The organism is Hyalangium sp., from assembly GCF_035629615.1.
Taxonomy (GTDB): Bacteria; Myxococcota; Myxococcia; order Myxococcales; family Myxococcaceae; genus Hyalangium.
Map to the genome: position 1 here is coordinate 1 of NZ_DASPHO010000636.1, position 18,786 is coordinate 18,786.

The window sequence follows — 18,786 nt, forward strand, 5'->3', positions numbered from 1 at the left end:
GATCCCAGTGGAACTGCACTTTGATGCGCCCGTGCTGATCCGTGTGGATCTCTTCCCCCGCCGGCCCCACCACCGTGGCTGTCTGCAACCCTGGAATGTGCGGCCGGGGTGTCACCCGGGGGGGCCGGAAGGGCACTGCCTCAGGCAGGCACTGGAAGTCGTTGTGGTACACGCCTCCCAGCGTCTCCGCGTTCCCCAGCGTGTCCGGCTGGTGGCCCGAGTGCACCACCCCTTCCACCAGGTACTTCCCGGAGAACGTCGCGTCCCCTGGGTTCTCCGCTTCGAAGAGGGCACCTGGTACCAGCCGTGGGCACACGCTCTGCCCCATGCACGTCTGGGCTCCCTGCGCTTTCTCCTCCATCCGGACCTTCGCCAGCGCCTTGCCCACTCCTGGGACTACGTATTCACCCGGGTAGTCGTACAGTTCCAGCTCTGGCACGCCCTCCGCGCTGTCGCTCGCTGTCGAGAGATCCAGCGGCGGCTTCTCGAAGTTGAAGTCGCGCAGCATGACCGCTCCGGGCCGCAGCCGGTGGACGCGCTCCATCCGAGAGATGAACTCCTCGTCGTAGGCCCGCTGGTCCGCGTCCCTCAGCGGAAGCGTCTCCCCGCCCGGCAGCGCTTTGTGCGCGTTCTTTCCATCTCCCAGCACCAGCGTGTGGCTGCCCTCGGCGTGCTCGAAGAAATAGAAGAGGCCCTCTGCCTCCAGCAGTCGCGAGATGAAGTCGAAGTCCGACTCGCGGTACTGCACGCAGTACTCACGCGGTGCGTAGGAGCCGCTGAGCACGAAGCGGTGCTCCACGCCGGCCTCTCCCAGCACCTTCTTGACGATGTCGGGCACCGCCAGCTCCTGGAAGATGCGGCTCTTGCGCATCTGGCAGAGCCGCTCCAGCTTCGGCACTACCTGCACCCGGTAGCGCCAGCGGCCTCCGATGCGCCCCATCAGCTCCGTCTGCCGCACCCACCCATGCACGTAGCGCACGGGTGCATCCCCGACTTGAAGGGTGAGCAACGCCTGCGTGCCTGGTAGCTCAGCGAGCTCCAGCAACTGGGCGTCCTTCTCAAAGAATTCGACGCGAAAATCGTACAGCCGTGAGATCGCCTCCGAACCCGAGAAGCGGGTGACGACGAGGGACGACGCCGCGTGTGGCCCCACCTGGAGCGAGAACGCAGGCGTATTCGTGCGGGCCATTCAGCTCTCCCTTGCCTGTTCTCAAGCAAGGTACGCCGAGCGCACGTCCCAGGGCTGTACCACCAAAGCGGTACGCGTCCTCTCGGGTGGCTGCCCGGTGCCAAAAAGAAGGCCCGATGCGGCAGTGCGTCGCATCGGGCCTGGACTTTTGGAGGCGCCACCCGGATTCGAACCGGGGAATGAGGGTTTTGCAGACCCTTGCCTTACCACTTGGCTATGGCGCCACGAAAACGGGACGGTTTTATATGCAGGCCACCTCGGCCGGGTCAAGGAAGCAACAACGCCCCGCTGCCTTGTCCTCCGTTACCATCACTCCGGGCACACCTGCCCGCTGGAGAGGGGTTCGCGGATGTTGCACGGCTATGGGCTGTACCAGGAGGAGCACGAGGCCTTCCGCCGCACGGTGCGCGCGGTGATCGAGAAGGAGATCCTCCCCTTCGCCAAGGAGTGGGAGGCCCGAGAAGAGTTCCCACGAGAGCTCTTCCCGCGCTTCGGCGAGCTGGGCTTCCTCGGGCTGAAGTACCCGGAGGCGTACGGCGGCTCGGCTGCTGGGGAGTTGTACGAGGCGGTGCTCCTGGAGGAACTGGGCCGCTGCGGCTCGGGCGGTGTCTGCGCGGGGCTGGCGGCGCAGTTTACGATCTCCACCGGACCCCTCCACCTGTTCGGCACGCAGGAGCAGAAGCAGCGCTTCCTCGCACCCGCCATCCGCGGCGAGAAGATCGGCGCCCTGGGCATCACCGAGCCTGACGCTGGCTCGGACGTGGCCGGCCTTCGCACCACCGCCGTGCGGGACGGGGACCACTACATCGTCAACGGCTCCAAGACGTACATCACCAACGGCGTGCGCGCGGACTTCCTGGTGTGCGCGGTGAAGACGGACCCAGCGGCCGGCCACAAGGGTCTCTCCATGCTCATCGTGGAGAAGGGCACGCCGGGCTTTGGCGTGGGGCGCAAGCTGCAGAAGCTCGGGTGGCGCGCCTCGGACACCGCCGAGCTCTTCTTCGAGGACTGCCGTGTCCCCGCGGGCAACCTGCTCGGCCAGGAGGGGCAGGGCTTCTACCAGATCATGGGCAACTTCCAGTGGGAGCGCCTCTCCCTGGCCCTGGGGGCGCTCGGCTCCATGGAGGACATGCTGGAGAAGGTGATGGCCCACGTGAAGGAGCGGCGGGCCTTCGGCCAGACCCTGAGCCACTTCCAGGTGGTGCGCCACAAGCTGGCGGACCTCTTCACCGAGCTCGAGTGCGCGCGTCAGCTCACGTACCACGCGCTGCGCCTCCACGTGGCAGGCCAGTTCGCCGTGGCGCAGACCTCCATGGCCAAGAAGGTCGCCACCGAGACGGCCTGTCGCGTCGCGGATGCCTGCCTCCAGCTCTACGGCGGCGCCGGCTACATGATGGAGTACGACATCCAGCGCCACTGGCGCGACGCCCGGCTGGGGCCCATCGGCGGGGGCACCAGCGAGGTGATGAACGAGATTATCGCCAAGCAGCTCGGGCTGTAGGGCCCCGGCCGCAGGCCGCCGGGAGGGCAGGCGGGCGAGCACCGTGGAAGAGGCCTCTCACACTCCAGGTTGCTTCAAGAGGAAGGCTCGCGGTGGAGGTCCCCAATGGAGCTTCGTATCCCCTGCGCCGAGCTCTACCTCAGGCTTGGGGACGACGATGTCCTCGTGCTCGACTGCCGCTCGCCGGCTCGCTGGGAGGAGATCGAGTTCCACATCCCCGGGTCGCTCCGGATGACCCCCGAGGAGGTGGCCCGGGACCTGTTCATCCTTCCGGACGATGAGCTGATCGTCCTCTGCGGCTGTGAGGAGGACTGGGAGGATGTACTCCGGCTCTGCCGCCTGCTCCTGCTGCGAGGGCGCAACGCTGTCTGTCTGGACGGGGGCATCCAAGGCTGGGTGAACGAGGGCTTCCCGACCGAACGGCACCTCTGCCGCATGGCCTCGCTGAACGGCTCGCATGCAGCCGCTGAACGGTGGTAAGCAGCGCCGAGTCACGGGAGATAACGCACCATGTCGAAGCTCCGCGCCGTCCTGATCGGTGCCACCGGCCTTGCGGGCCAGCAGTTCATTGCCGCTCTCCAGAACCACCCCTTCATCGAACTGACCGGCCTTGCGGCCTCACCCCGCTCGGCGGGCAAGCCCTATGCGGAGGCCCTGCGCACCGCCAACGGCATGACGGCGTGGTTCGTCCCCGAGCCGCTCTCGGCCGAGCTGGCCCGCATGCCCGTGATCAGCGGCGACGAGGTGAAGGGCAAGGACTACGACATCGCCTTCTCCGCGGTGGAGGCGGATGTGGCGCGCGAGCTCGAGCCCCGGCTCGCCAAGGACATCCCCGTCTTCTCGGCCGCGAGCGCCTTCCGCTATGAGGCGGACGTGCCGCTGCTGCTCCCGCCTGTCAACGCCGCCCACGCGCCGCTGGTGCGCGAGCAGCAGCGCCGCCGCGGCTTCAAGGGCTTCATCGTCCCCATCCCCAACTGCACCACCACCGGCCTGGCGATCACCCTGGCGCCGCTGGCCGAGCGCTTTGGCTTGAAGGCCGTGCTCATGACGAGCCTCCAGGCCATGTCCGGCGCTGGGCGCTCCCCGGGCGTCATCGGCCTGGACATCCTGGACAACGTCATCCCCTTCATCCCCAAGGAGGAGGCGAAGGTGGAGGTGGAGACGAAGAAGATCCTCGGGGCGCTGCAGGCGGATGGGGCGTCCCTCTCCTCGCATGACGTGAAGGTCTCCTGCACCTGCACCCGCGTGGCGGTGCTCGAGGGCCACACCGAGTCCGTCTTCGTGTCACTGGGAAAGAAGGCCACCGTCGCCGAGGTGGTAGCCGCCATGCGCGAGTGGAAGGGCGTCGAGCTGTCGCGCGGCCTCCCGTCTGCCCCGCCGCAGGGGCGGTGGATTGAAGTCCTGGACGATCCCTTCCGCCCTCAGCCTCGGCTGGACCGGGACACGCACGGTGGCATGGCCACGACGGTGGGCCGGGTCCGCGAGGACGGAGTGCTGGAGAACGGCTTCAAGTACGTGCTCGTCTCCCACAACACGAAGATGGGAGCGGCCAAGGGCGCGATCCTGGTCGCGGAGCTGATGAAGGCTCAGGGCTTGCTGGGCTGAGGAGCAGGCACCCTGAATTCAGGTGCGGCCCCTGATAAAACTTTTTAGTGTGCGCTGCCGCTGGACGGTCCGCGCTGAGGAGAATCATCGATGGCTTATGTCGTCGCCGAGCCTTGCATCAAGTGCAAGTACACCGACTGTGTCGAGGTGTGCCCGGTCAACTGCTTCTACGAGGGGGAGAACTTCCTCGTCATCCACCCGGATGAGTGCATCGATTGTGGGGCCTGTGAGCCGGTATGCCCCACCAAGGCCATCTTCCCGGAGACAGAGCTCCCCGAGAAGTGGAAGGAGTTCAAGCCACTGAACGCGGACTTCTCGACGAAGTGGCCGAACATCGCGGAGAAGAAGGAGCCGCTGGCCGAGGCCGAGGACTACAAGGACAAGCAGGGCAAGCGCCCCCTGCTGAGCACCAACCCGGGCAGCAAGAAGTAGCCACCCTGACAGCATGCTGGGCACCAGGGCTCTCCGCCTCCAGGCGTGAGGGCCCTCTGTGTTCCAGCTCACTCGGCGCGCAGGGAGCGCAGTCGGAGCCCTCGTGCCTCCAGGGCCTCCCGGATGCGCTCGAGATCCTCCGGGGCCAGGGGCCCCTGGCGCCCTTGGATGCGCAGCGCCACCTCGCGGGGGCCCGTGCGCTCCACCTCCACCACGGCCGACAGAGGGCCGCCCAGACTCATGCGCAGCGCGGGCCGCTGGGACTGGATGAAGAGCTCGATCTTCTCGATGAGCTGCAGGGTCGCCTCGACCTTGAGCTGCGGATCCGGGGACTCTGGAGGGGGTGTGCTCGCCACGCTTGCCGCGGGACGTGACTCTCCGGCGCCTGGGAGGCCTTCCGCGGACGCAGGCCCCTGTGAGGACGCGAGAGGCGGAGGAGCGCTGCGAGCCGGCAGGAGGGGCGAGGAGTCCGCCCGGAGCTCGCGCGCCAGCTCCCGGGAGATCAGCTCGGCAAGGCGGTGCTCCGTCTTCTCCTGAGCCATCGCCTGGGCCTCGGTGCGAGCGCCCTGGAGCCGGAGGGCCTCGCCATGCATGGCCTGGCGGGTCTGACCGAGGTTCTCCGGGCTGGAGAGGGCGCTTCGAGATGTGGAGAGGACGGGGTTGCTCCCGAGGGCAGCAGCGCCGGGAAGGCGAGGGGGACGCGCCGGAAGCGGTGCGGCGAGCGCAGGAGGCTTCGCGGCACTCGCAGGAGGTCTCGCGGTGCTTGCAGGAGGCAAGGGAAGCCGGGGCCTGGGCTTGCCCGGGCTCGGGAGGAGCGGAGGACCCGGTGTTGCGGACGACTGGGGAGGGGGGGACGCTCCGGCTCGTTGGAGGACCTGCTGGAACTGGCCGGGCGCAGGAGGGGGCTTGGCTGACTCGGGATGATCGCGACCGTCGACCTTCATGAACTCCTCACGGCTGGGGTGCAGCCGAGGCAGGAGCAGGGATCATGCCAGGGGCTCCGCCTTGGGAGCCTGCGGTGGACCGGTCCGCGCGGTGGACGGACCGTCCGGGAGCGGAGACGGTGCTCAGCGCCGGTGGCCGAAGCCGCCGGGCTGCGAGGGGGCCATCCCCGTGAGCTCGTTGTACGCCACGGGGCAGGCGGCGGTGGCGTTCGGATCCGCGAGCAGAGCGCCCTGGGACCAGTCTCGATCCTGGAAGAGGAGGGCCTCACGCACCTCTACGTCCGTGATGCCCTTCTTGTACTCCCACAGCCGGCCCCGCACGAGCAGGCGGGTGCCCTTGGGGATCTGATCGATGTTCACGAACTGCTTCTCGGCCAGTCGGGCGGTGATGGTCACCCCCTTGGGCTTCTCGACGGGCATGGCGAAGGCCTGGAACTGGCCGGTGTTCGGGTTGGGCGGGTACCAGACGAGCCGGGCGATCATGGCGGGAGGCTCCTCTGCCACCGGCGCGCCGCGCTTCTTCTTGATCTTCTTCTTCTTCTCGAGCGCGGCGTCGATGAACTCCAGCCCGCCGAAGACGACCTCCCGATCGACATAGGTGTCACGGAACATGGCGTCGGCGGTGCTGGCGGCGGTGCTGTTGGCGCGTACCACCTCCGTCACATAGCGCTCACGCAGCAAGGGGAGGTTGAGCATGAAGCTGTCCACCGGCTTCACGCCGTCGGCCAGCAGGCGCAGCTTGGCCACATCCATCACCGGGTAGTACGGCGACAGCGCGGTTGCGGTGTCGAGCCAGTCCTGGGGGAGCTTCCGATCGATGAGCACCCGCCGCACCATGGCCACGAAGTAGGTGGAGCCAGGAAAGCGCTGGTTGGTCAGCTGCGTGTTCAGCGCCTGGACGAGCATGGGATCGAGATAGAAGTTCTCGTCTCGCTTGTGGAAGTAGGGGGCGGTCTCCCCCAGCAGCGTCAGCAGGCCGCCGACGACCTGGACGCAGTTGGGATCGTTGGTCCCCTTGAGCAACACCTGGTGGACCTTCGACTTGGCGAAGCGCTTGTCCAGCTCCTCCTCTTTGAACACCGGGGGGGCACCCTGGTTGAAGAGCTGGGCAGAGGCCGGCAGGGACAGCAGTCCGAGAGCAAGGGCGAGGAAGGCGGAACGCATCGGCCCCAGGGTATCACGGGGGCGGGGGCTGGATGATCTCCGGTTGAGAGGCAGGGCTGCGCGCCGGGGAGGCCTGGAGTACGAGCATGGCGGCGACGAGCTCCAGCACGCCGGCCACGGCGAAGAGGGCATGCCCGCCTCCGAGCAGCGAATAGCCGGCCCCGGAGGAGGCGAACCCAATGAGCCCTCCGACGCCGAACGTCACCGCGGCGAACAGGCCTTGTCCGGAGGCGCGCAGGTGCTGAGGCACGCGGCGCGCCATGAAGGCCACACTGGAGACGTAGAAGACGCCGAAGGTCATCGAATGGAGCAGCGCGAGCGCGACGAGGAGGAGGGGGGAAGAGACGAGCGCCATGCCCCCCCAGCGCAGCGCGCTCAGGACGAAGGTAATGCACAGGAGGTGCCGGGGTGCGATGCGCTCGGCAAAGCGGGGATAGAGGAGCATCGCTGCTACCTCCGCCGCTACGCCCAGACCGGCGGTGAGGCCCACCACCGAAGGAGGCAGGCCGAGCGCCAGGACATGGATGGCGAGCATGCCGTTGTAGGGCGTGCAGGCCATCCAGTGCAGGGCCGTCGCGGCCAGCAGCCACCGCAGGTCCTTGTTGTCGCGCAACAGGCGCAGACCCGCCAACGGGTGGGGCGTCGCGCCGGCCGGGGTCTGGGAGCGCAGGGTGAGGCTCCAGGCCGCCAACGCGCCCAGCAGCGTCACGGCCACGATGATGGCGGAGCGATCCACCTGCCGCACCACCAGGCCGAACGTGGTGGCGGACAGGATGAAGCCCAGCGATCCGAACAGGCGCAGGTGGGAAAAGGTGCCACCTGTCTGGGCCACATGGTTGAGCGCGAGGCTGTCCACCATGGGGGTAATGGAGGAGGCGAAGCAGGCGAAGGCGCCCAGCGTCGCCAGGAGTGCCGGGAAGTGCTCCACGCGCAGCAAAGGGGCAAAGCAGAGCGCGGCACCTACAGCGAGCAGGGTGAGGACGTGACTGAGACGGCCCGTGCGATCGGCGAGGTGTCCCCAGAGGGGGGGAGCGATCAGGGAGGCCAGGGGCGCGAGCGCGAGCAGCAGGCCTACCTCGGTCGTGGAGAGGGCGAGCGAGCGCAGGTAGGCAGGGAGGAAGGGCTGCGTGATGCCGACGGTACCGAAGTAGAGGAGGTAGAAGCCGACGAGCGGCAGCCGCCCGGCGGTTTGGGGAGCGGTCATCGAGAGGCCGGGCCCTTATCACAGCCCTGCACTTTTCCGACTGTTTGCGCTGCAGGCTTTTGTGTACCTTGCTGGGGACATGCCCGACTCGGCGACCCCTCAGCCCGTCATCATCAGCCCGATCCAGAACGAGGCGGAGCTCTTCCAGGCCCTGGCCATCCGCGAGGTGGTGTTCATCGAGGAGCAGCACGTCCCCGAGGGCATCGAGCGAGACGCCGAGGACGCGAAGGCCTACCACGTGCTCGCGTTCCAGGGCGGCCATGCCATTGGGACGGGGCGGCTGGTCATGTTGCTGCAGTCTCCAGAGGGCCAGTCGGGGACGTGGGCGCAGATCGGCCGCATGGCGGTGCTGCAGTCCTCGCGCAAGGCCCGTGTGGGCTCCAAGCTGCTCCAGGGCTTGGAGGAGGAGGCGAAGCGCCGGGGCGTCACCGGCATCAAGCTGCACGCGCAGCTGTTCGCGCTCGAGTTCTACAAGAAGCACGGCTATGAGGCGCTGGGCCCCGTCTTCATGGAAGGCGGCATCGAGCACCTGGAGATGCAGAAGAAGCTCTGAGGCTCACCGCCTCGGGGGGCCTCGGGGGGCCGGGGGCTGCGCGTGGCGCGGGTCCTCGGGCCAGCTGTGCCTGGGGTACTTGCGGCACAGCTCCTTGCGGATGGCCGGGTAGTGTCGCTCCCAGAAGCCGGCGAGGTCCGTCGTCACCTGGACGGCGCGCATGTTGGGCGCCAGCAGGTGCAGCACCAGCGGCACGCGGCCGGCGCAGACGCTGGGGCCCTGGGCCAGCCCGAAGAAGTCCTGGAGGCGGGACTCTACCCAGGGTGGCTTGTCCGGCTCGTAGTGGACCTTGACGCCGCGGCCACCGGGCAGGGTGACGCGCTCGGGGGTGTGGTTGGAGAGCAGCCGTGCCTGTTCGGCGGTGAGGCGCGCGTTGAGGGCATCCAGCAGGGACACGCCCTCCAGATCCGCGAAGCTGCGGGCCCCGGAGCACAGGGACGCGAGCGAGTCGCGCAGGAAGGCGTTGTCCACGGTGGGGAAGCCCGCCTGGGGGAAGGCCTCTGCGAGGAGCGCCACGCGGGTGCGCCACTGCGTCAAGGCTTCGGGATCGGCGAAGCGCTCCGCACCGGCGGCAAGCGCCGCCTCTACCAGCACCTTGGCCGCCTCTTCGGAGGGAGGCGCGGGCGTGCGGGTCTCCTCCAGGACGAGGTTGCCATAGGCCAGCCGGGTGATGCGCTCGACGCGGCGGGCCTCGGCGTTCCACTGAAGGGTGTCCAACTCCTCCAATGCATCCGGGTAGAGGTCCAGGAGCCACTCGGGCTCTACGGAGCTGGCCAGCCGGACGACGGCGCCGCGGCCGGGGCGCTCCTCGGCGTCGACGGCCACCATCAGCTCGGCATCCTGGACGACGCTCAGCTCGGAGAGCGTGGCGGTGCCACCTCCAAAGAGGAGGAGCTCCGAAGCCCGAGGCCTGCGCCGCTTCGCCACACGGTCCGGGTAGCCGGCGAGCACGCTGAGCATGAGCGCCTGCTCCCGGGCCTCTGGGGATCCTGGGCGTGGGCCCTTGTCTTTCACCGCGCGCCGGAGCTGCCGCTGCACCCGGTCCACGGCCTGCACTGCGCCAGGCTCCAGGGAGAGCGAGTGGAGGCGCCCGGAGGCGAAGTCCGCGCGCTCCGCCTCACGGAAGCGCTCCAAGAGCTCCAGCAGATCCGAGGGACCACTGACGAGGGCGGATGAACGGCCCGGGCCGCTCAGGTTGGCGCGGGCCTCGCGGCGGATGTCCCGCTCGCCCATGAGCGCGGCGAGCGCGGCTGCGTCGGCGCCAGCTCCCCGGCGTTCGCCCTCGACGATGATGCGAGCCTGGCGTGGATGGACGGGGAAGCGCAGGAGCCGGTGGCCGATCTCGGTGACGCTGCCCTCTGTGTCCACGGCACCGAGCCGGCGCAGCAGCGTCTCTGCGGCCTCGAGGGCTGCGGCGGGGGGCGGCTCGAAGAAAGGGAAGGAGGCCAGGTCCCGGACGCCCGAGGCACGCAGGGCGAGCACGGTCTCCGCGAGATCCACCCTGCGGATCTCCGGGGCATCCTGTTCTGGGCGGCCGTCAAAGTCGTGCTGGGTGTAGAGGCGCAGGCAGTGGCCGGAGCGGGTACGGCCTGCGCGGCCTGCGCGCTGGGTGGCGGAGGCTCGGCTCACCTTGGCCAGCTTGAGCATGGGCAGGCCGGACCAGGGCGAGTGGGACGCAACGCGGGCCACTCCGCTGTCAATGACCACGGCGACGCCGTCAATGGTGACGGAGGTCTCGGCCACGTTGGTGGAGAGGATGATCTTCCGGCGCGAGCTGCGGCGCACTGCGCGGTCCTGCTCGGCGGGGGGCAGGTCTCCGTGCAGCGGGAGCACATCCACGCCGTGGCGCTCGGCGAACTCGGCGCAGGCATCGCGGGCGCGGCGGATCTCGTTGGCACCAGGGAGGAAGACGAGGACATCCCCATCGAGCCCGGCCGCGAAGACGCGCTTGATGGCGGAGAGCACCTGGGCATCGAGGTGCCGATCGTCCGCGGTGGGCAGATACTCCAGGGTCACGTCGAAGCGGCGGCCCTCGGAGCGCAGGCGGGGGCAGCCACCCAGGTACGCGCGGATGGGCTCGGCATCCAGCGTCGCGGACATGACGACGAGCTTGAGGTCGGGCCGCGCTCCCTCCTGGAGCCGGCGGAGCATCGCCAGGGACACGTCAGCAGAGAGGTGTCGCTCGTGGAACTCGTCGAGGACGACGATCCCCACGTCGCGCAGCTCCGGGTCGGAGAGGAGACGGCGGCCGAGGACGCCTTCGGTGACGAAAGACAGGCGGGTCTTGGGGCCGCGGACATCCTCGAAGCGGACCTGGTAGCCGACGGTGTCGCCCACGCGCTCGCCCAGTTCCTCCGATACGCGCTGCGCCGCGAGGCGGGTGGGCAGCCGCCGCGGCTGGAGGACGATGATCTCCTTGCCTCGTGTGAGCCCGGCCTGCAGGAGTGCTCTGGGGACTCGGGTCGTCTTTCCGGCACCGGGGGGCGCCTCTAGCACGAGCGACCGCGCCTCGCGCATCGTGGAGACGATGTCGGGCAGGAGCGAGTCGATGGGGAGGGCGACTTCGGGCATGGCCGGGGTCTCTAACGCGGGGCTTTGCGGCGTTCAGGCCGTCTCAGGGGGAGGCTTGGGCTCGGCCTTCTTGCGTCCACGGCGGGCGGGTTTGGTCTCGGTGGGAGCAGTCTCCGCAGGCGCTTCGGCTGAAGCGGGCTCCTCGGCCGGCAGTGGAGCGGGCGATCGAGCGGGTGGCTCTGAGGCGTCGTCCTCTGGGAGCGCCGAGGACTCGATGTCCGAGAGATCCGGATCCCCGTCAGCCTCTTCGGAAGAGGGCTCGCCGGTCGAGTCCTCGAAGCCGAACGGGAGACCGCGTCCGGAGCGTCGCTTGGGCTTGGCAGTGAGGCCGGTGGAGTCGAAGGTGCCTGGCACCGGGACGAGCGCGGCCTCGGCGAGCGATCGCGCCTGACGCACGGCGACATCCAGCCGAGAGCCTACCGAGATGAGCCCGGCGCGCAGCGGAGCTGTCTGGCTGTCAGACAGGTTCGCGGGCGAGAGGCTCGCCTGCCACGTGGCGTAGGAGCGGGCGACCTGGTCCACGACGGGGCGGACGAAGGAGTAGTCGTCGTGGGCGAAGATGCGGCTGACGTAGCTGGACTTGAGGCGGCGCTCGTACGCGGCGGCGAACTCGTTGACGGCTTCTGGGGTCGCGCGGCGGAGCTGGGGAAACTTGAGGTGAGGGAAGAGCGCCTCGATGACGGGCGCGCGGCTGCTGGCACAGAAGGTGATGCCGGCGTGGAGCTTCTCCAGGGCATCGACCCACAGGTTCTGCTGCAGGAAGGAGAACTCCTCGCGAGCCTCTTCCAGCTCGGGGAGGTCCTTGGCGCGCTCGATCAGCGCGGGAGCGGTGGCCAGGGCGGTGCGGACGAGCTTGAGCGCGGTGGCCATCCACTCCTTCTCGGGCTCGAGCCCCTCCTTGTCCGCGAGCGTGTCACTGGCGGTGACGAGGCGCGCCTCGAACGCCTCAGCGAAGCGGATGAGATCGTAGGCTTCCAGAGTGGACAACGACATGCGGTGTGGCTCCTCGGGAGGGTGGGGGAGATACCACACCCAAGGTCCCTCGGAGCAGGCGTGCGAGGGGTCAGCGATCCTGCAGGAGGGCCTCGATCGCTCCTGGCACGGTGAAGTCCGGGAAGGCGAAGTCGGCGCCTGACTCGATGAGCGCTTGGGGGGTGAACTGACCGGTACCGACACCAATGCAGACCGCGCCGATGCCCTTCGCCGCAGAGACATCCTTGGGGGTGTCCCCGATGACCACGACGCGGCACGTCTCCAAGGGTACGTTCAGCAACTGGGCGCCAGAGCGGGCTCCATGTCGGATGAGCTCCACACGGTCCTCGTGATCACACCCGAAGCCGCCGAACCCAAACTGATCGTAGAGCCCCACTCGCTCGAGCTTCACCCGCGCGCCCGAGCGCACATTGCCAGTGCCGAGCCCCACGGCGACGCCGGAGCGGGAGCGGGCCTCTGCCACGGCCTCGCGCATGCCCGCGTGGACGAAGTAGTGGTGGTCTTCGGTCCGCTTCACCTCCTCGTCGAGGAACGAGAGGTAGCAGTCGATGACCCCGTCGATGGCCTCGGGGCTGGCCTCCACACCGATGAGCCCGAGTGCCTGGCGAACAATGGCGCGATCGGTCATCCCGGACAGGCTGAACGATTCACAGGCGTCGAGGCGGCCGTGGAGCTTCTCGAACGCGCGTGAGATGGCGCGACGCCCTGCGCCACCGGTGGTGACGAGGGTGCCATCGATATCGAAGAGGAGCACGGTCGGACGCATGGCCCCCATCTAACGAAAGGACCCGCCTGAAGCGAGCCCGGAAGTGGGAGCGGAGGGTGCTCCCGGTGTTCGCTCAGGGGACGAGGAACGTGAGGCCCTGCTGGAGCGCCTCGCGGACGAGCGGCTCCCGCTCGAAGGGGAGACGCTCTTCGAGGGCCTGCTGAACCTGGGCTCCACCCAAGCGCCCGAGCGCCCGAGCGGCGGCGATGCGAACCTGGTCATCTGGGGCTTGAAGGAAAGGCAAGAGGGTGGGAATGGCCTCTGTGCCCGCGCGCAGGCTGAGCGCGATCACGGCGCTGGCACGCAGAGGAGGCGCGGTGCTCGCGTCTTCGAGCAGCACGCGGAGGTGGTCAGCGGCTTGCGGGTGGTCGACTGCGGCCATGGAAGTCACAGCTCGCGCACGCTGGGCAGCAGGGATCTTGGGATTGGAGGCCAGCTCTTGGAGGACTCCGAGCGCCCCGGGGCCCAGCGGCTGCCATCGCGCGCCATAGGGAGGAAGCGCATCCGGCTGTTCGAGGAGCGAGACCACCTGGGTCCGCAAGGCCTGGGAGGGTTGGGGAGAGCTCGCCTGCGAGGCTGGCTCTGCAGGCGCGGCCTGGGGCGGAGCTCCTGGGCCAAAGAGGAGGGCCACTGCGAGCACGACGGCCCCATGCCTCAAGGCAGCGAGGCCGGTGCGGGAGTTACCGAGGGCGGCTGTCGGCATCAGCATGCGAGGCTCCTCCGGTCGAGCGCTCGGGGGTTATACGCCGTCTGGAAGCCGGGCTCGACCCGGCCCGGGGATTTTCGCTGAAAGCGGATAGTTTGAACCGTCTCGGCTGGCCGGTATGGTCACGGGCGACATGGCCGGACGCGTCTTCTTCTTCCTGCAACACGCCACCTACGAACCCGCGTTCCAGGCGGCCTCGATGGGCATCACCGCAGCGGCGATGGGGGACGAAGTGTACTTCGTCTTTGCCTTCGATGCGCTGCGCCAGCTCGTCCGCGGCACGTTCGGGCTGCCGCACAGCGAGAAGGAGCGGGCGGAGAGCGCGCGAGCGGAAGGAATGGGGGTGCCCACGCCTACACGGATGCTCGAGGAGGCCCGGGCGCTCGGTGCGAAGCTGATCGCGTGCGACACCACGGTGCGCATCTGCGGCTTCATCCCACAGGAGCTCGAGGGTACGCTGGATGACGTCATGGGGCTGGCCTCTCTGTGGCGCATGACGGAGGGAGCCCGCACGCTTGCTCTTTGAGCGCCTTCAACTTGGGTTGGAACTTGACAGCCTGATCCGAAACACTGGTGTATGACTCAGGGACCGTAGCCGCGATGCCGAGGGACCGGTTACTCTCGGGCTGTTTTCACTGGAAGAAACCTGAAGATGCGGGTGCCGGAACCCGCCTGAGGAAGAAAGCACCGTATGCGCGCCAAGCTGAACCTTCTGAGCGCTCTCGCCGTTGGCATTGTCGGGGGCGTACTCGTGTCTGCCTGTCAGACGTACGACTTCGAGCCAGTGGAGCCTCTTGCCCTGGCGCAGACGACCGTGGGCGACGTCATCACGGCCAAGGCGTTGAAGCCGAACATGATGGTGCTGCTGGACATCTCCGGCTCCATGACGCTGCCGGTGAACTCGGAGGATCCGGACTGCAAGGATCCCAGCGGCACGCCTCCGAACGATCTCTGTGGTCAGCCAGGAAACGTCAACTGTGACGTGAGTCGGTGTCCCACGCGCTGGAGCGAGCTGCGGAGCGCCATGGCGACGTTCCTGACCTCGAGCGGAAGCATTGCCCGCATGGGGCTGACGACCTACCCGGCCTCTACGGGGACCACTGCCACGCAGTGCCTGGCCTCGAGCTCGGTTCGCATCCCGGTCCCGCAGGTGGAGGACACGGACACCACGGCGCTCCAGAACGCGGCCAGTCAGATCTCGAATGAGATCCTGAACAAGCCCATCAACGGGCAGGGGGGGCCCTCGGGTGGTACTCCCACCAGCGAGAGCCTCAAGTTCGTGGGGCAACAGACGGATCTTCAGGGGACGGACCGCGACGATTTCGTCCTGCTGTTGACGGACGGTCTGCCCAACTGCAACGCCGCCAATCCCAACGCGGGGAACCAGACGACGTGCCGGTGCACCCAGACTTCATGCGGCAGCAGCCCGTTGGGGTGCCTGGACAAGGATGCCTCCGTGGCGGCGGTCGCCGAGCTGCAGTCGCAGAAGCAGATCCGGACCATCGTCATTGGCTTCGGCGCTGAGACGGCCGTGGGCGCTGGCCCGGAGACGCTGAACGCCATGGCCGAGGCGGGGGGCTTTGCACGCAACTGTGCGAAGGACGCCAATGCCTGCGGTGCGGGCGACACGTGCGACCCGGTCTCGAAGGTGTGCGGTCGGCGCTTCTACCAGGCCGCCAACCAGGCGGAGCTGGCCACCGCGCTCGCGGAGATCATCAACAAGGTGGGCACCACGGATCCCTGCCTTCTCGCCCTGGATCCGTCTCAGCTTCCCTCGGATCGGAGCCTGATTGTCGTCTACGTGAATGATCAGGCAGTGGACGAGGGTACGAACACCTGGCAGCTCACGGATCTGGGCGTCCAGTTCGTCGGGGACACCTGCACCCGGATCTTGAACTCGACGGACGCCAACCCGATCAAGCTCGAGGCCCGGGCGGTCCAGCGGAAGTAGCCCGAGGTCGCTTTACCCGGCGCGGGGCGGCGATTAAGAGGAGTTGCGCCGCCCTGCCCATGAAGATCACGATCCTCTCGCGCTCCGCCTCTATCCCGTCTACCCGGCGTCTGGTCGAGGCCGCGCGTGCGCGAGCGCATCAGGTGCGTGTCTTGAACCCAGGCCGGGTGGAGATGCACCTGGATGGGATCAGCGCGAACCTCTACTACAAGCGCAAGAAGATGCCGCCGTGTGACGTGGTGATCCCGCGCATCGCACAGTCGATCAACAGCTATGGGCTCGCGGTGGTGAACCAGTTCGGGATCCGCGGCATGCCGCTCATGAACACGGCCCAGGCGATCGCGCAGTCGCGCAACAAGATGCGCTCGCTGCAGCTGCTGTCGGCCAACGGCATCGACATCCCAGCCACGGTGATGGCCCGTGACGCGGCGGACCTCAAAGCGATGGTGGGGCTCGTCGGTGGGGTGCCGGTGCTGGTGAAGCTCCTGCAGGGGCAGGAGAAGCACGGCGTGATGGTCTGCGAGAGCCTCCAGTCGCTGGAGGCCGCGCTGGAGGCCGTTCTGGGGCTTGGCCACAACCTCGTGGTGCAGAAGTACGTGAAGAACACGGGCCAGGACGTCCGAGTGCTCGTGGTCGGGGGCCGGGCGGTGGCGGCGGTGCAGCGCAGGCCGAGGGTAGGGCGGCTGTCCCACACCCTGATCAAGGGGGCGCGGCTGGAGGGCGTCGAGCTGACCGAGGCCTGGCGGGTGACGGCAGAGCGGACGGCAAGGCTGGTGGGGCTCGAGGTGGCGGCGGTGGATCTGCTGGACGTCAAGGGACAGCCCAGGGTCTTCGAGGTGAACAGCTCCCCGGCGCTGCCGGACATGGAAGCCGCCACGGGGATGGATCTCGCCACGCCTATCATCGAGCGCGCCGAGGCGCTGGTCGCTGGGGCACCCCGAGTGGATCAGCAGGAACTGGCCGGAGGTGTGGCACCCACGGGCGTACCTGCGGGTAAGAAGGGCTCAGCTCGCCGGTAGGCAGCGGGGAGGCCTGCGGGGAAGGTGTCCACAGGAAGAGGATGAAGAGAAAAGGCTCCCCGAGCGTCGGAAGGGTGGCTATACGGTGGCCCGCCTACCGAGGAGAACGTTCCATGGTTTACCTGCGTCGTCTTGCCCCTATCGCCTCCCTGTGGGTCGCCCTTGCCTGGAGCCCTGCCCGCGCGGATGAGGTGGATCCCAGCTCTCTCTACGAGGTCAGCACCGAGGGCACGTCCGCCAAGGTGAAGGCCGGGGAGAAGGGCGTCTTCGTGCTCTCGATCAAGAGCAAGGCGGGGGCGCATGTGTCGGACGAGGCTCCGCTGAAGCTGCAGGTGAAGGGGACACAGGTAACCCCTGCCAAGGAGCAGCTCGGCCGGGAAGACTCGGTGGTGAAGAAGGCCGAGGGGCAAGCCTTCGTGGATCCGCGCTTCGAGGTGCCCTTCACAGCGGCGGTGACGGGGAAGGGGCTGGTGGACGCGAAACTCACCTTCTTCATCTGCACGGAGAAGATCTGTGCCCGCCAGCAGAAGGCCTTCTCCATCCCGGTCGAGGTCGAGTAGGCCCCATGCGAGATCGTCCACCCCGGGGCCCCGAGCAACGTGAGCGCCACGAGCGCCACGTCTATGGAGTGAACCCCGTCCTCGAGGCGCTGCGAGTGCGCTCGGACGAGGTAGAGCGCCTCTACATCACGGAGGGACAGCTCGGCTCTCGGGCCGCGGCGGAGATCCTCAGCCGCGCCCGCGATGCGGGCATCCGGGTGGAGCGTGTGACGCGGGAGCGGCTGGCAACGCTCGCGGAAGGCGGCGTCCACCAGGGCGTGGTGGCAGAGCTGCGTGGCTTCCAGTACGCCGAGCTACCGGATGTGCTCTCTGCTGCCCAGGAGAGCGGGCGGCCTCCCTTGATCGTGGTGCTGGACGGCATCCAGGATCCGCACAACCTGGGTGCCATCATCCGCTCGGCGCATGCGCTGGGCGCCCACGGAGTCGTCATCGGCAAGGACCGAGCGGTGCCGGTGACGGGGGTGGTGGCCAAGGCCTCGGCGGGGGCGGTGGAGCACTGCCCCATCGCCCGGGTGGTGAACATTTCCCGGGCGCTCGAGGAGCTGAAAGAGGCGGGGGTGTGGGTTGCTGCAGCGGAGGCCCATGCGACCGAGCCTCTCTGGAAGGCCCGCCTGGACGGCCCGCTGGCGATCGTCGTGGGGGCCGAGGGAGCAGGCGTGCGAGAAGGCGTGCTCAAGCACTGCGACTTCCGCCTGCGGATTCCCATGGCAGGTCAGGTGGGTTCTCTCAACGCGTCGGTCTCCGCGGCAATCCTCCTGTATGAGGTCGCTCGCCAGCGGGGTATGGGAGTGTCGGACAGAGCCCGTCTTGGGGATCAATCTCCTTGACTTTGGACGGCCAGGGTCCCTAAAAGGGCCCGCCTTTCGACGCCGGCCACCGAGTGGTTGACGGTAGCCGTAGGGAGGGGTAGGCAGGGTGGGGTAGCAGCCGGAGTAATGCCGGTGTAGCTCAGTCGGTAGAGCAACTGATTTGTAATCAGTAGGTCGCGGGTTCAAGTCCCGCCGCCGGCCAAAGGACGGGGCCGCGGATGAGGGCCCGGAAGAAAAGGCTGTACCAGGTGGTAGAAGCACGCAGTCGCAGGCGTTGTTGAGGAAAGCTTACGGAGGGATACCCAAGCGGCCAAAGGGAGCAGACTGTAAATCTGCCGGCTCTACGCCTTCGATGGTTCGAATCCATCTCCCTCCATCGGTCAATGCGGGAATAGCTCAGTTGGTAGAGCGTCAGCCTTCCAAGCTGAATGTCGTGGGTTCGAGTCCCATTTCCCGCTCCAACCCGTTGTTGTGCAGTTCCAAGCCCTGATAGCTCAGTTGGCAGAGCGCATCCTTGGTAAGGATGAGGTCACCAGTTCAATCCTGGTTCAGGGCTCCATTTCTCTTTAGAGGAGCGTCATGGCCAAGGAGAAGTTCGACAGATCCAAACCCCACGTGAACATCGGGACGATCGGTCACGTGGACCACGGCAAGACGTCGCTGACGGCCGCCATCACTAAGGTGCTGGCCAAGACGGGAGGCGCGACCTACCTGGCCTATGATCAGATCGACAAGGCCCCCGAGGAGCGTGAGCGCGGCATCACCATCTCCACGGCACACGTGGAGTACCAGACGAAGGCTCGCCACTACGCGCACGTG

19 protein-coding genes and 5 tRNA genes are annotated in these 18,786 nt (G+C 67.9%); 15 read left to right on the forward strand and 9 right to left on the reverse strand.

Annotated features, from left to right (window positions below; translation table 11 throughout):
* Positions 1 to 1,189: type VI secretion system tip protein TssI/VgrG (gene tssI, locus VD972_RS32415; protein ID WP_324992663.1), on the reverse strand; the 1,189-nt coding region annotated here is incomplete at its 3' end.
* Between the two features lie 149 nt (positions 1,190 to 1,338).
* Positions 1,339 to 1,413: transfer RNA gene (locus VD972_RS32420), tRNA-Cys, on the reverse strand.
* 125 nt (positions 1,414 to 1,538) lie between these two features.
* Between VD972_RS32420 and VD972_RS32425 the strand changes: the two genes are divergently transcribed.
* The 4 genes from VD972_RS32425 to fdxA all read left to right on the forward strand — a co-directional run bounded on the left by VD972_RS32425 (position 1,539) and on the right by fdxA (position 4,727).
* Entirely contained in the window at positions 1,539 to 2,690 is a 1,152-nt protein-coding gene (locus VD972_RS32425; RefSeq protein ID WP_324992664.1) for an acyl-CoA dehydrogenase family protein, read from the forward strand.
* Positions 2,691 to 2,795: 105 nt separating this feature from the next.
* Positions 2,796 to 3,170: a rhodanese-like domain-containing protein gene (locus tag VD972_RS32430; RefSeq protein WP_324992665.1), complete on the forward strand. Its 375-nt coding sequence runs from the start codon at positions 2,796 to 2,798 to the stop codon at positions 3,168 to 3,170.
* Between the two features lie 30 nt (positions 3,171 to 3,200).
* Entirely contained in the window at positions 3,201 to 4,295 is a 1,095-nt protein-coding gene (gene asd, locus VD972_RS32435; RefSeq protein ID WP_324992666.1) for an aspartate-semialdehyde dehydrogenase, read from the forward strand.
* Between the two features lie 90 nt (positions 4,296 to 4,385).
* Positions 4,386 to 4,727, forward strand: coding sequence for a ferredoxin FdxA (gene fdxA, locus VD972_RS32440; RefSeq protein WP_324992667.1), 342 nt, complete (start codon positions 4,386 to 4,388; stop codon positions 4,725 to 4,727).
* Positions 4,728 to 4,795: 68 nt separating this feature from the next.
* Here the strand turns inward: fdxA and VD972_RS32445 are convergent, their stop codons facing one another.
* The 3 genes from VD972_RS32445 to VD972_RS32455 form a co-directional block, all read right to left on the reverse strand.
* Positions 4,796 to 5,320, reverse strand: a complete 525-nt coding sequence (locus VD972_RS32445) for a hypothetical protein (RefSeq protein ID WP_324992668.1) — start codon at positions 5,318 to 5,320, stop codon at positions 4,796 to 4,798.
* Positions 5,321 to 5,794: 474 nt separating this feature from the next.
* The gene (locus VD972_RS32450) at positions 5,795 to 6,835 is read right to left on the reverse strand and encodes a hypothetical protein (RefSeq protein ID WP_324992669.1); all 1,041 of its coding nucleotides are present in this window, start codon (positions 6,833 to 6,835) and stop codon (positions 5,795 to 5,797) included.
* A 13-nt stretch (positions 6,836 to 6,848) separates the two neighbouring features.
* Positions 6,849 to 8,039, reverse strand: coding sequence for an MFS transporter (locus VD972_RS32455; protein ID WP_324992670.1), 1,191 nt, complete (start codon positions 8,037 to 8,039; stop codon positions 6,849 to 6,851).
* 79 nt (positions 8,040 to 8,118) lie between these two features.
* Between VD972_RS32455 and VD972_RS32460 the strand changes: the two genes are divergently transcribed.
* Positions 8,119 to 8,592 carry a GNAT family N-acetyltransferase gene (locus VD972_RS32460; RefSeq protein ID WP_324992671.1) on the forward strand — a complete coding sequence of 158 codons (474 nt, stop codon included), beginning with the start codon at positions 8,119 to 8,121 and terminating at the stop codon, positions 8,590 to 8,592.
* 3 nt (positions 8,593 to 8,595) lie between these two features.
* Here the strand turns inward: VD972_RS32460 and hrpB are convergent, their stop codons facing one another.
* The 4 genes from hrpB to VD972_RS32480 form a co-directional block, all read right to left on the reverse strand.
* Complete coding sequence (hrpB, locus tag VD972_RS32465; RefSeq protein WP_324992672.1) at positions 8,596 to 11,163, reverse strand: ATP-dependent helicase HrpB; 2,568 nt, start codon at positions 11,161 to 11,163, stop codon at positions 8,596 to 8,598.
* 33 nt (positions 11,164 to 11,196) lie between these two features.
* Positions 11,197 to 12,156 (reverse strand): hypothetical protein, encoded by a 960-nt coding sequence (locus tag VD972_RS32470; protein ID WP_324992673.1) that lies wholly within the window; start codon positions 12,154 to 12,156, stop codon positions 11,197 to 11,199.
* 70 nt (positions 12,157 to 12,226) lie between these two features.
* Entirely contained in the window at positions 12,227 to 12,931 is a 705-nt protein-coding gene (locus tag VD972_RS32475; protein ID WP_324992674.1) for an HAD family hydrolase, read from the reverse strand.
* Positions 12,932 to 12,995: 64 nt separating this feature from the next.
* Positions 12,996 to 13,631, reverse strand: coding sequence for a HEAT repeat domain-containing protein (locus VD972_RS32480; protein ID WP_324992675.1), 636 nt, complete (start codon positions 13,629 to 13,631; stop codon positions 12,996 to 12,998).
* Positions 13,632 to 13,761: 130 nt separating this feature from the next.
* Between VD972_RS32480 and VD972_RS32485 the strand changes: the two genes are divergently transcribed.
* From VD972_RS32485 to VD972_RS32530, 10 genes are all read left to right on the forward strand, one after another.
* Positions 13,762 to 14,154 carry a hypothetical protein gene (locus tag VD972_RS32485; RefSeq protein ID WP_324992676.1) on the forward strand — a complete coding sequence of 131 codons (393 nt, stop codon included), beginning with the start codon at positions 13,762 to 13,764 and terminating at the stop codon, positions 14,152 to 14,154.
* Between the two features lie 165 nt (positions 14,155 to 14,319).
* Positions 14,320 to 15,579: an adventurous gliding motility lipoprotein CglB gene (cglB, locus tag VD972_RS32490; RefSeq protein ID WP_324992677.1), complete on the forward strand. Its 1,260-nt coding sequence runs from the start codon at positions 14,320 to 14,322 to the stop codon at positions 15,577 to 15,579.
* Positions 15,580 to 15,638: 59 nt separating this feature from the next.
* Complete coding sequence (locus tag VD972_RS32495) at positions 15,639 to 16,598, forward strand: RimK family alpha-L-glutamate ligase (protein ID WP_324992678.1); 960 nt, start codon at positions 15,639 to 15,641, stop codon at positions 16,596 to 16,598.
* 113 nt (positions 16,599 to 16,711) lie between these two features.
* A complete protein-coding gene (locus VD972_RS32500; RefSeq protein ID WP_324992679.1) occupies positions 16,712 to 17,158 on the forward strand; it encodes a hypothetical protein in 447 nt (148 codons plus the stop codon).
* 5 nt (positions 17,159 to 17,163) lie between these two features.
* Complete coding sequence (gene rlmB, locus VD972_RS32505) at positions 17,164 to 17,985, forward strand: 23S rRNA (guanosine(2251)-2'-O)-methyltransferase RlmB (protein WP_324992680.1); 822 nt, start codon at positions 17,164 to 17,166, stop codon at positions 17,983 to 17,985.
* Positions 17,986 to 18,095: 110 nt separating this feature from the next.
* Positions 18,096 to 18,168, forward strand: a tRNA-Thr gene (locus tag VD972_RS32510).
* Between the two features lie 91 nt (positions 18,169 to 18,259).
* A tRNA-Tyr gene (locus VD972_RS32515) sits at positions 18,260 to 18,343 on the forward strand.
* Positions 18,344 to 18,352: 9 nt separating this feature from the next.
* Positions 18,353 to 18,428: transfer RNA gene (locus VD972_RS32520), tRNA-Gly, on the forward strand.
* Between the two features lie 22 nt (positions 18,429 to 18,450).
* Positions 18,451 to 18,526 (forward strand) — tRNA-Thr (locus tag VD972_RS32525).
* A 20-nt stretch (positions 18,527 to 18,546) separates the two neighbouring features.
* On the forward strand, positions 18,547 to 18,786 hold a 240-nt coding region (locus VD972_RS32530), incomplete at its 3' end, for a GTP-binding protein (protein WP_324983564.1).

Coding starts and splice junctions, on each gene's coding strand:
- VD972_RS32425 (WP_324992664.1), top strand. CDS start 1,539: ATGTTGCACGGCTATGGGCTGTACCAGGAGGAGCACGAGGCCTTCCGC.
- VD972_RS32430 (WP_324992665.1), top strand. CDS start 2,796: ATGGAGCTTCGTATCCCCTGCGCCGAGCTCTACCTCAGGCTTGGGGAC.
- asd (WP_324992666.1), top strand. CDS start 3,201: ATGTCGAAGCTCCGCGCCGTCCTGATCGGTGCCACCGGCCTTGCGGGC.
- fdxA (WP_324992667.1), top strand. CDS start 4,386: ATGGCTTATGTCGTCGCCGAGCCTTGCATCAAGTGCAAGTACACCGAC.
- VD972_RS32445 (WP_324992668.1), bottom strand. CDS start 5,320: ATGCATGGCGAGGCCCTCCGGCTCCAGGGCGCTCGCACCGAGGCCCAG.
- VD972_RS32450 (WP_324992669.1), bottom strand. CDS start 6,835: ATGCGTTCCGCCTTCCTCGCCCTTGCTCTCGGACTGCTGTCCCTGCCG.
- VD972_RS32455 (WP_324992670.1), bottom strand. CDS start 8,039: ATGACCGCTCCCCAAACCGCCGGGCGGCTGCCGCTCGTCGGCTTCTAC.
- VD972_RS32460 (WP_324992671.1), top strand. CDS start 8,119: ATGCCCGACTCGGCGACCCCTCAGCCCGTCATCATCAGCCCGATCCAG.
- hrpB (WP_324992672.1), bottom strand. CDS start 11,163: ATGCCCGAAGTCGCCCTCCCCATCGACTCGCTCCTGCCCGACATCGTC.
- VD972_RS32470 (WP_324992673.1), bottom strand. CDS start 12,156: ATGTCGTTGTCCACTCTGGAAGCCTACGATCTCATCCGCTTCGCTGAG.
- VD972_RS32475 (WP_324992674.1), bottom strand. CDS start 12,931: ATGGGGGCCATGCGTCCGACCGTGCTCCTCTTCGATATCGATGGCACC.
- VD972_RS32480 (WP_324992675.1), bottom strand. CDS start 13,631: ATGCTGATGCCGACAGCCGCCCTCGGTAACTCCCGCACCGGCCTCGCT.
- VD972_RS32485 (WP_324992676.1), top strand. CDS start 13,762: ATGGCCGGACGCGTCTTCTTCTTCCTGCAACACGCCACCTACGAACCC.
- cglB (WP_324992677.1), top strand. CDS start 14,320: ATGCGCGCCAAGCTGAACCTTCTGAGCGCTCTCGCCGTTGGCATTGTC.
- VD972_RS32495 (WP_324992678.1), top strand. CDS start 15,639: ATGAAGATCACGATCCTCTCGCGCTCCGCCTCTATCCCGTCTACCCGG.
- VD972_RS32500 (WP_324992679.1), top strand. CDS start 16,712: ATGGTTTACCTGCGTCGTCTTGCCCCTATCGCCTCCCTGTGGGTCGCC.
- rlmB (WP_324992680.1), top strand. CDS start 17,164: ATGCGAGATCGTCCACCCCGGGGCCCCGAGCAACGTGAGCGCCACGAG.